This is a genomic window from Kitasatospora sp. NPDC041988, from assembly GCF_055588525.1.
The window spans coordinates 39,118-49,719 of sequence record NZ_JBVJCO010000059.1; the positions used below are offsets into that span (position 1 = coordinate 39,118).

Below are 10,602 nucleotides of genomic sequence, written 5' to 3' on the forward strand. Positions count from 1 at the left end.
GTTCGCGCGCTGAGCGCTGAGCCTATGGCTCTCAAGCGCTGAAACGGGCCCACGGTCACCGACCGTGGGCCCGTTCACCTTTTCCCGGCGAATGTTTCACGTGAAACACAGGCCGGTTCCATGGCAGTCTGGGCGGGTGGCGATCACGGAGAACGGCAACACCCACCAGTCCGCGCACCGCGCCACGCTCCTCGACCTCCTCCGCGGGCGCGACTTCCGCCGTCTGCTGACCGCCCGGGTGCTCTCCCAGCTCTCCGACGGCGTCTTCCAGGTCTCGCTCGCCGCCTATGTGGTCTTCTCCCCGGAGAAGCAGTCCTCCCCCGCCGACATCGCCTCGGTGCTGGCGGTGATGCTGCTGCCGTTCTCGGTGATCGGCCCGTTCGCCGGGGTGCTGCTGGACCGCTGGCGCCGCCGCCAGGTGCTGTTCTACGGCAACCTGGCCCGGTTCGGGCTCGGCCTGGTCACCGGGGCGCTGCTCCTGGCCGAGGCGCCGACCTGGCTCTTCTTCGCCTCCGCCCTGCTGGTCACCGCGCTCAACCGGTTCATCCTGGCCGGCCTCTCCGCCGCCCTGCCCCGGGTGGTGCACCAGCAGCAGCTGGTCACCGCCAACGCGCTCTCCCCCACCCTGGGGACGGTCGCGGCAGCCGTCGGCGGCGTCCTGGGCTTCCTGCTGCACCAGGTGATGGCGCCCGGGCCGAGGGCCGACGCGGCGCTGGTCACGGTCGCCGCCGTGCTCTACCTCTCGGCGGCGCTGGCCGCCCGCCGGATGCACCGGGACCTCCTCGGCCCGGACCATCACGCGGACCACCCCGCGCTGGGCCAGGCCCTGGCCCGGGCCGCCCGTGACCTGGGCGCGGCCGTCACCCACCTGGTGCGGGACTGCCGGCCCGCCGTCCACGCGCTGGCCGCCGTCACCGCCGCCCGGTTCTGCTACGGCGTGCTGATCGTCATGGTGGTGATGCTCGCCCGCTACACCTTCAACGACCCGGCCGACAGCGCCGCCGGGCTGGCCACGCTGGGCCAGGCGGTCGGTCTCTCCGCGGCCGGTTTCTTCGTCGCCGCGGTGATCAGCCCCTGGTGCACCCGCCGGCTCGGGCTGGCCGGCTGGATGACGCTCTGCCTGGCGGCGCCGGTCGTCTTCGTGCCCGCGCTCGGCCTGGGCTTCTCGCTGGTGCCGTGCCTGATCGCGGCGCTGCTGCTCGGTGTGGTCACCCAGGGCACCAAGATCTGCGCCGACACCGTGGTCCAGGAGTCGGTCGAGGACGACTACCGCGGGCGTGTCTTCGCCATCTACGACGTGCTGTTCAACGTCGCCTTCGTGGCCGCCGCCCTGGTGACGGCTCTGGTGCTGCCGCTCTCCGGCCGCTCGGTCACGGTCGTCGCCGGCGTCGCCCTGGTGTACGCGCTGGCCGCCGTCCTCTACCTGCGGGCGGCGCGGCGGACCGGTCCGCTCCCCGGTGACCAGGCGGTCTGAGAGACCGTACCCCCTCAAATCCGGCGGCGTCGGCACGAGTCGCTAAGGTACGTCAGATCTGTCGGAGCGACAGCACTCTGTCTCGGGGGACAACCTGATGAGCACACCGCCCGGTCCGTACGGGCCGCCGCCCCAGTACGGCTACCCGCAGGCACCCCCGGGACACCCCGGCCCGCCGCCGGCCCCCCAGGCGTACGGTGCTCCGCCCCCGCAGTACGGCCAGCCGCAGCCGGGCCCCGCCGGCTACGGGCAGCCCCCGGCGTACGGCCACCCTGCAGCGCCCCCGCCCGGCCAGCCCGCGCCTCCGTACGGGCAGCAGCCCCCGTACGGTCCGCCGCCCGGGGGCCAGCCGCCGTACGGCCAGCAGCCCTACGGGCAGCAGCAGCCGTACGGGCAGCAGCCGATGGCGCCGATGCCCGCCGAGCCGGCGAAGAAGACCAGCGGCAAGACCAAGCTGAAGATCGTCGGCGGTGTGCTCGGCGCGATCGCACTGGTCGTCGGCTACTTCGTCAGCGGTCCGAGCGTCAGCAGCGCCAAGGCGGGCGACTGCGTCAAGGCGAGCGGCTCGCGCGACGTCGACATCGTCAAGTGCACCGATGCCAAGGCGAACTACAAGGTGCTGTCCACGTTCTCCGGGACCACCGACACCAACCGCTGCAAGCAGACCGCCGGAACCACCAGCACGGTCTCGGGCAAGAGCGGCCGCCGCTGGAACAAGAAGCGGTACGTCCTCTGCCTCGGCCCGCTGTCGCCCGGCGTGCCGCCGGCCAAGAAGTCCTGACCCGTTCGCCCAACCTTCCTCGGGGGACCCTTTGTCCGTTCCACCACCCCAGATGCCGTACGGCGCGCCACCGCCCGCCGACAACAACAACCCGTACGCCGGCGGCAGCCCGTACGGCGCCCAGCCGCCCGGCTACGGCTACCCCGCCGCCCCGCAGCAGGGCACGCCCGGGTACGGCGTGCCGGCCCAGGCCGCCCCGCCCGGCTACGGCTACCCGGCCGCCCCGCAGCAGGCCGGTTACGCCCAGCAGAATCCGCAGGGCGGGCCGGTCTGCCGGTTCTGCGGCGGCTTCCCGGCCGTGGACACCACCGTTCGCGGGCACCAGGGAATCATCGTCATCATGCGGTTCCTGAAGCAGCCGGGGCCGTTCTGCCGCACCTGCGGGACGGCGGTCGTGCGCGACATGTCGGCCCGCACGATGGTGCAGGGCTGGTGGAGCTACCTGGGCTCGATCTTCACGCTGGCCACCCTGCTGCGGAACCTGGCGGCACACAACAAGATCAAGGACCTGCCGCCGCCCGCCCCCGGCACCCACGGCCCGCAGCTCGACCCGGGCGTCCCGCTGACCAAGCGGCCGCACATGCTGATGCTGCTGCTGCCGGTCTTCTCGATCATCACGACGATCATCCTGATCGCCACCGGTGCCCTGCTCAACGACAACATCCGCAACGACAGGCCGTACCACCCGCTGGTGCTGCCCTCGCCGACCGCGGTGACCATCCCCCCGGTGCCGTCGTTCTCGCTGCCGCCGATCCCGGAGATCACCACCCCGGCCGTGCCGAAGCCGTCCACGCCGGCCGCGAGCACGGTGCCCAACGACATCGACCGCGCCAAGGTCGGCGACTGCCTGCGCAACGAGAACGGCACCAGCGCCACCCACGACCCCAACCCGCGGATCACCATGCTGCCCTGCAGCGACAAGCGCGCCCAGTACAAGGTGCTCCGCAAGATGCTCGCCACCAGCGACGACAAGGTCTGCGACAGCGTGCCCGACTCGGACAGCAGCTACACCCGGACGTCGTCCTCCGCCGCCCTGAGCTACGTGCTCTGCCTGCAGGGGATCAACGCCTGACGGTCCGCCGCGGCGTACGCGAAAGGGGTGGTCCCGGGATTCCGGGACCACCCCTTTCGGTGCTTTCGGTGCTGTTGCCGCTCAGCCCTGCTGGGCGGCCCACCAGGCACGGAGCGCGGCGACGGCCTCGTCGTGCTCCATCGGGCCGTGCTCCAGGCGCAGCTCCAGCATGTGCTTGTACGCCTTGCCGACCTGCGGGCCCGGCTTGAGCTCCAGAAGCTCCATGATCTGGTTGCCGTCCAGCGCCGGGCGGACGGCGTCCAGCTCCTCCTTCGCCCTCAGCTCGGTGATCCGCTCCTCCAGCCCGTCGTAGGTGCGGGAGAGCGTCGCGGCCTTCTTCCGGTTGCGGGTGGTGCAGTCGGAGCGGGTGAGCTTGTGCAGGCGCTCCAGCAGCGGCCCGGCGTCGGTGACGTAGCGGCGCACCGCCGAGTCGGTCCACTCGCCGCCGCCGTAGCCGTGGAAGCGCAGGTGCAGCTCGACCAGGCGCGAGACGTCCTCGGTCAGCTCCTTCGAGTACTTCAGCTCGCGCATCCGCTTGCGGGTCATCTTGGCGCCGACCACCTCGTGGTGGTGGAAGGAGACCCGGCCGTCCGACTCGAAGCGGCGGGTGCGCGGCTTGCCGATGTCGTGCAGCAGCGCGGCCAGCCGCAGGGTGAGGTCGGGGCCGTCCTGCTCCAGGTCGATGGCCTGCTCCAGGACGGTCAGCGAGTGCTCGTAGACGTCCTTGTGCCGGTGGTGCTCGTCCCGCTCCAGCTGGAGCGCCGGCAGCTCGGGCAGCACGTGGCCGGCCAGCCCGGTGTCGACCAGCAGCCGCAGGCCCTTCACCGGGTGGGCGGCCAGCAGCAGCTTGTTCAGCTCGGCCTGGACCCGCTCAGCCGAGACGATGGTGATCCGCTCGGCCATCGCGGTCATCGCGGCGACGACCTCGGGGGCCGGCTCGAAGTCCAGCTGGGCGGCGAAGCGGGCGGCCCGCATCATCCGCAGCGGGTCGTCGGAGAAGGACTCCTCGGGGGTGGCGGGGGTGCGCAGCACCCGGGCCTCCAGGTCGTCCAGGCCGCGGTGCGGGTCGACGAAGCCACGGCCGGGCAGGTCGACGGCCATCGCGTTGACGGTGAAGTCGCGGCGGACGAGGTCCTGCTCGATGGTGTCGCCGTAGGTGACCTCGGGCTTGCGCGAGCTGCGGTCGTACGCCTCGGAGCGGTACGTGGTGATCTCGATCAGGAAGGACCCCTCGGGGGTGTCCTTGCGCGCGCCGACGGTGCCGAAGGCGATGCCGACGTCCCAGACGGCGTCCGCCCAGCCCTTGACCAGCTTCAGGATCTCCTGCGGGCGGGCGTCGGTGGTGAAGTCCAGGTCGTTGCCGAGACGCCCCAGCAGCGCGTCCCGGACCGAGCCGCCGACCAGCGCGAGCCTGTGACCGGCCGCCTGGAAGCGGCGGGCGATCTCGTCGGCGACCGGGGACACCCGCAGCAGCTCCTGCAGACCGAGGGTCTGCGCCTCGCTCAGGCCTGGGACGACCTGGGTGGCGGTGCTGGGATGATGGACGCCGGACTCGTGGGGCTCATTGGCAGTGGACACGGCTCACAAGGGTACGTGCCCCGGCGGCCCCGCCGCCCGCGCGTTTTCCGGTGCTCACCACAAGGCCCGCAACACTGCACCCCCGGCTGCATCGTTACCATGCCGGTGGAGCGAGTCGCGGGCACCGTCGAGGGGCCGCGGTGCCGCGTGCCAGCACGGCCGACCGGAGCATGCCCGGTCGCATTTTCTTCACCGCTGATCCCCCACGGCCGGCCTCCCCGGCGGGCGGGGCATCCGCGGCATCACAGCATCAAGCAGCGAGCGATCGAGAACGGCGAGGGCGAAGCGCGTGAGCGAGGTGGGCGCATGAGCGAGCGAAGCGAGCGAGCCGACGACAGGTGCGCGTCTCGCGAAGCGACCGCCGAGGGCAGCGAGGTGGGGGCATGAGCGAGCCGGCACGGCACTCGGGCCTGGAGGCGTACGGACGAACCCACGAACGCGGGCCCGCGCGCCGCACGGCACGGACCGTGCGACGGTTCGCGGCCGCGCTGGGCGCCGCGCTGGCGCTGCTGCCGGCGCTGCCGGCGGCCGCCCTGCCCGCCGGAGGCCCGCGCCCCGCGGCCGACTCGGGTGCCTCCGCCGAGTACCCGGTGGTGATGACCATCGAGGCGGTGAACAAGCCGGTGGCCGTCCAGAACGGCACCGTGACGATCTCCGGGCACATCACCAACGGCGGCAAGTCGGTGCTCAAGTCCGCCCACGCGGCGGTCCGCAAGCCGTGGTTGGGCAAGCCGCTGACCACCCGCAGCGAGCTGGCCTCGGTCACCACCCGGACCAGCCCGGCCGGCGCGGACGGCGTCGACCTGGAGAGCCCGCAGTACGCGCTCAACGAGCTGGGCCCGGGGCAGAGCCAGCCGTACACCCTGAGCGTCGCGGTGAGCGACCTCGAGCTCTCCGGCGAGGGCGTCTACGAGCTGGCGGTGGACGTCTGGGGCTCGACCACGGACAACCAGCACGACCGCCCGCTCGGCATCGCTCGGACCTTCCTGCCGTACGACCCGACGCCGGCCGACGCTCAGCCGTCCAAGGTCACCACCCTCTGGCCGCTGGTGCACTCGCCGGTGCTGGTCGCACAGACCATGTCGGACAACGACCAGACCATCCCGGTGCTGCGTGACGACAGTCTGGCGGCCGAGTTCGCGCCGGGCGGCCGGCTGTACGAGCTGGTCGAGACCGGCTCGTCGCTGACCGGCCTGACCTGGGTGATCGACCCGGACCTGCTGGACACCGCGTTCGCGATGTCCAAGCCGTACCGGGTGCAGAAGCCCGGCATCGAGAAGAGCGACAAGAAGGCGGCGAAGGAGGAGAACACCTTCCTGGGTGCCGGCACGCCCGCCGCGACGGCCTGGCTGGAGAAGCTGCGGGCCGCGGTGGCCAAGAACGGCAGCCAGGTGGTCGCGCTCCCCTACGCCGACCCGGACCTCGCCTCGATCGCGCACAACGCCGCCGAGCTCCAGGGCGTGGACACCGCGCTCGGCAAGGCGACCACGGCGGGCCGGCTGACCGTCGAGGGCCGGCTCGCGGTGGACACCCGCTCGGACGTGGCCTGGCCGTACCAGGGGTACCTGGACCAGCAGATCTCGGCCATGGCGCAGCGCACCGGCAACGGGCTGGTGCTGGTCAACGGTGCGAGCCTGCCCGAGCCGGACTCGCTGAAGTACACCCCGACCGCGGTCCGGCCGATCGGCAACGGACTGAACGCGGCGGTGGCCGACGAGACGGTCTCGGCCCTGTTCGAGACGGATCTCAGCACCCCGCAGGCGCAGACCCTGGCGGTGCAGCGGTTCCTCGCCGAGACCTTCGTGATCTCCCGGCAGGAGCCGCAGAACCCGCGCGGGCTGCTGGTGATGCCGCCGCGCGGCCTGACCGCCGACACCGCCAAGGTGCTGGCCACCGCCGTGCAGGCGGCGCAGGCCGGCAAGTGGGTGGAGCCGGTCAAGCTGGACGTGCTCGCCCAGGGCCCGGCCGACCCGAAGGCCAACGCCAACGTCCCGCCCGCCACCGACTACCCGGCGCAGGCCCGGGCCTCGGAGCTGCCGTCCTCGGCGATGACGGACACCGTCGAGATCCAGAGCAAGCTGGACCTTCTGATGCGCGTCCTCACCCTGCCGCAGCGGGTCCGCGGTCCGTTCAGCGCGGCGATGGTGCGGTCGATGTCGACCGAGTGGCGGACGGAGGCCCCGGCCGGCTCCGTCTACCGCGACGGGGTGAAGCGCTACCTCAAAGAGCTGACCGATGCGGTGAACGTCCCGGAGAAGACCTCCATCACCTTCGCCGGGGACACCGGTGTGCTCCAGGTCAGCGTCCGCAACAACCTCACCCAGCCGGTCACCAACCTCAAGCTGGTGCTGCGCCCGACCCAGGCCAACCGGCTCAAGATCCACCCGGCCGAGGAGCTGGTGCTGCCCGCCTCGCAGGGCGTCACCCTGCGGTTCCCCGCCGAGGCGCAGAACAACGGGCCGGTGACGGTGACCGCCGAGCTCTGGACCACCGGCCCGAACCCGGAGCAGTACGGCGAGGCGCGGAAGTTCACCGTGGAGGTCACCTCGGTGACCAACGGCGTGCTCTACGTCTTCGGCGGCGGCCTGGTGCTGCTCCTGCTCGCGGCACTGCGCTTCTTCCGCCAGCGCAAGCGCCGCGTGGCGAACGGCGACGAGGGTGACGAGCCGATCGGCGACGCGCCGCTCGTGGACGGCCCGGCGGACGGCGCCGAGGCCGACGCCCCGGAGACCGACGACGAGGGCACGGCCCCTGCCGGGGGTAGCGGACCCGGCGCCGCCGGGCAGACACCGCGCGGCAGCAGCACAGATGGCCGGGATCGGGCCGCCAGCAATGAGAAGGTTGGTCCTTGATACCGCCGACACCCGCCCGATGCCGGGTCGGCCTCCCCCACGACAGCGAAGAGGTGACATGACCGGGCGCAGCGAGGAGCGGCCGCCGGGCCGCGGTGAGAGCCGGCCGGGCGCCGAGTCGCCGTCCGGCGACTGGTACGTGGCCGACACCTACGCCCAGGACCCGTACGCGGCCGACGCGTACCAGGGCCCCGGGGACGGCCAGGACCCGTACGGCCTGCGGGCCGCCCGGCCCGCCGCGCCGCAGCAGCAGGCCGCCGCGTACGACGTGCCGCCGCAGCTGCCGCCGCAGGGCGGCGACTACCCGACACCGGTGCCGCCGGCGTCGTTCGCCCCGCCCGTCCCGCCGGTGCAGCCCGGCTGGGACACCCCGCCGCAGCAGGTGGCGGCCCAGCAGCAGGCCGCAGCGCAGCACCAGCAGCCGGCGGCGGACTGGCAGGAGCCCCACTCCCCCTGGGCGCGGCCGGCGCCGGTCGGCAGCCAGTGGGCCGGACCCCAGCAGGGACAGCAGCAGGAGCAGCAGCAAGGGCAGCAGGACCAGCAGTGGCAGCCGGGCCCGGCGCACTCGGCCTGGGACTCCGAGTCCACCGAGTACGTGGGCGTGGACGCGCTGTTCGGCGGCGGCCGGTCCGGCCTCGCCGACCCGGCCGCCGAGGTCCGTCCGCCCGCCCAGCAGCCCCCGGTCCAGCCGGTGCAGCCACTGCTCGCCCAGCCGCCCGTCGCGCCCGCGCCCTTCCCCTCGTCCGCGCCGTTCCCCCCGGCCGGCGCGTACCAGGGCGGGCCGGGCCACCACGGCCACCAGGGCGGGCCGAACGGCCCGCACGGCCCGGACGGGCAGCGCCCGTTCGTGCCCCCGATCGAGTTCGACCCGCCGCTCTCCGAGGAGGAGGCCACCATGCAGGTGGCGGCGGTGCAGATTCCGCCCGCGGTGGAGCCGCTGGAGGAACTGGCCGCCGAGGAGCACGCCCCCGCGGCGCCCGCTCCGGCGTCCGGTGGCGGCGGCAAGGTCGCCAGCCTGCTCAACTCCAGCGCGATCATGGCGGCCGGCACCCTGGTCTCCCGGGGCACCGGGTTCCTGCGGACGATGGTGATCGCCGCGGCGATCGGCCTCGGCGTGATGGGCGACTCGTACAACGCCGCGAACACGCTGCCCACCCTGCTCTACATCCTGATCGGCGGCGGCGCCCTGAACGCCGTCTTCGTGCCGCAGCTCGTCCGCAGCATGAAGAACGACGCCGACGGCGGCACCGCCTACGCCAACCGCCTGCTCACCCTGGTGATGGTGGGTCTGGCCGGCGTGACCTTCGCGGCCGTGCTCGGGGCGCCCCTGCTGGTCCAGTTGATCGCGCACCCGCTGATGCGGAACCCCGCCAGCGCCGACACCACCGTGGCGCTGGCCCGGTACTGCCTGCCGACCATCTTCTTCATGGGCATCCACGTGGTGATGGGCCAGATCCTCAACGCCCGCGGCCGGTTCGGCGCGATGATGTGGACCCCGGTCCTCAACAACGTCGTGGTGATCTTCACCTTCTCCGCGTACCTCTGGGTCTACGGCAGCTTCGGCGGCACCAAGGTCACCCCGGAGACGATCTCCCCCGAGGGCGTCCGGCTGCTCGGCATCGGCACGCTGGTCGGCCTCGCCGTCCAGGCGCTGGCGATGGTCCCCTACCTGCGGGCGGCCGGCTTCCACTTCCGGCCGCGCTTCGACTGGCGCGGCCACGGCCTGGGCAAGGCCGCCCGGCTGGCCAAGTGGACGTTCTTCTTCGTCCTGGCCAACCAGGCCGGCTACCTGGTCATCACCCAGCTGGCCACCGCGGCCGGCAACGCCGCCGAGAAGGGCGGCCACGGCGGTGTCGGTCTCTCCGCGTTCTCCAACGCGTTGCTGATCTGGCAGCTGCCGCAGGCGGTGATCGTCGTCTCGATCATGAGCGCGGTGCTCCCCCGGCTCTCCCGTGCCGCCGCCGACGAGGACGCCGGCGCGGTCCGCGACGACCTCTCGTACGGGCTGCGCACCACCGCGGTGGCGGTCGTCCCGGGCGCGTTCCTGTTCCTCTCGCTCGGCCCGGCGATCGGCCGTGCGATCTACGCCGTGGGCGGCAACGAGGTCGCCCTGGACAACGCCACCAACGTCGGTCTGATGCTCTCCGCGTTCGCGCTGGGCCTGATCCCGTACTCGGCGCAGTACGTGATGCTGCGCGGCTTCTACGCCTACGAGGACACCCGGACACCGTTCTCCAACACCGTCTGGGTGGCGGCCTGCCAGGCCGCCTTCTCGCTGGCCTGCTGGTTCGTCCTGCCCTCCGAGTGGGTCGTCACGGGCATGGCGTTCGGGTACGGTCTCGCCTACGCCATCGGGGTGACGGTGGCGGTGCCCAAGCTGAAGAAGAAGATCGGCGGGCTGGACACCAAGCGGATCGGCAAGACCTACACCCGGCTGATCACCGCCTGCGTGCCGGCCGCGCTGGTCGGGGTGGGCGTCAGCCTGGCGGTCCAGCAGGTCATCGACGGCTGGCTGGGCAGTGTGCTCACCATCGTCGTGGCCGGCGGCCTCCAGCTCGCCGTCTTCGTGCTGATCGCGAAGAAGCTCCGGATCGAGGAGCTGAACGCCATGCTGGGGATGGTCCGCGGCCGACTGGGCCGCTGACCCGCCGTACCAACCGGTCGTACCGGCCACCGCCCTGACCGGGCGTCAACCGGACGGACGGGGTTCTCCGCCCCCATCGGGGCGGGTACTGGGGGGGCCCCCCCGCCCCGGGGCCTCCCCCCCCCCCTACGGTAGCCCCCCGTCTCACCTTCCCCCCCCCCCCCCCCCCCCCCCCACCCCCACCCCACCCCCCCCCGTCTT

The 10,602-nt window shown here is 72.8% G+C and carries 6 protein-coding genes; 5 read left to right on the forward strand and 1 reads right to left on the reverse strand.

Annotation, left to right across the window (positions count from 1 at the left end; translation table 11 throughout):
* Positions 1-136 precede the first annotated feature (136 nt).
* The 3 genes from ACZ6NC_RS37335 to ACZ6NC_RS37345 all read left to right on the forward strand — a co-directional run bounded on the left by ACZ6NC_RS37335 (position 137) and on the right by ACZ6NC_RS37345 (position 3,327).
* The gene (locus ACZ6NC_RS37335) at positions 137-1,474 is read left to right on the forward strand and encodes an MFS transporter (RefSeq protein ID WP_465738331.1); all 1,338 of its coding nucleotides are present in this window, start codon (positions 137-139) and stop codon (positions 1,472-1,474) included.
* Positions 1,475-1,571: 97 nt separating this feature from the next.
* The gene (locus ACZ6NC_RS37340) at positions 1,572-2,255 is read left to right on the forward strand and encodes an LppU/SCO3897 family protein (RefSeq protein WP_465738332.1); all 684 of its coding nucleotides are present in this window, start codon (positions 1,572-1,574) and stop codon (positions 2,253-2,255) included.
* A gap of 52 nt (positions 2,256-2,307) precedes the next feature.
* A complete protein-coding gene (locus ACZ6NC_RS37345) occupies positions 2,308-3,327 on the forward strand; it encodes an LppU/SCO3897 family protein (RefSeq protein ID WP_465738333.1) in 1,020 nt (339 codons plus the stop codon).
* A gap of 81 nt (positions 3,328-3,408) precedes the next feature.
* Here ACZ6NC_RS37345 and ACZ6NC_RS37350 read toward each other — a convergent pair whose 3' ends face one another.
* Positions 3,409-4,833 carry a CCA tRNA nucleotidyltransferase gene (locus ACZ6NC_RS37350; protein ID WP_465738342.1) on the reverse strand — a complete coding sequence of 475 codons (1,425 nt, stop codon included), beginning with the start codon at positions 4,831-4,833 and terminating at the stop codon, positions 3,409-3,411.
* Between the two features lie 455 nt (positions 4,834-5,288).
* On the opposite strand from ACZ6NC_RS37350, the gene ACZ6NC_RS37355 reads away from it, so the two are divergent.
* Both ACZ6NC_RS37355 and murJ read left to right on the forward strand, forming a co-directional pair.
* Complete coding sequence (locus ACZ6NC_RS37355) at positions 5,289-7,757, forward strand: DUF6049 family protein (protein ID WP_465738334.1); 2,469 nt, start codon at positions 5,289-5,291, stop codon at positions 7,755-7,757.
* Between the two features lie 58 nt (positions 7,758-7,815).
* On the forward strand, positions 7,816-10,401 hold the full coding sequence (gene murJ / locus ACZ6NC_RS37360) for a murein biosynthesis integral membrane protein MurJ (RefSeq protein WP_465738335.1): 2,586 nt from the start codon (positions 7,816-7,818) through the stop codon (positions 10,399-10,401).
* Positions 10,402-10,602 lie beyond the last annotated feature (201 nt).

Bases quoted from the DNA above. Each gene is read 5' to 3' on its own strand.
- ACZ6NC_RS37355 (WP_465738334.1), top strand. From the start codon at position 5,289: ATGAGCGAGCCGGCACGGCACTCGGGCCTGGAGGCGTACGGACGAACC.
- murJ (WP_465738335.1), top strand. From the start codon at position 7,816: ATGACCGGGCGCAGCGAGGAGCGGCCGCCGGGCCGCGGTGAGAGCCGG.
- ACZ6NC_RS37340 (WP_465738332.1), top strand. From the start codon at position 1,572: ATGAGCACACCGCCCGGTCCGTACGGGCCGCCGCCCCAGTACGGCTAC.
- ACZ6NC_RS37345 (WP_465738333.1), top strand. From the start codon at position 2,308: ATGCCGTACGGCGCGCCACCGCCCGCCGACAACAACAACCCGTACGCC.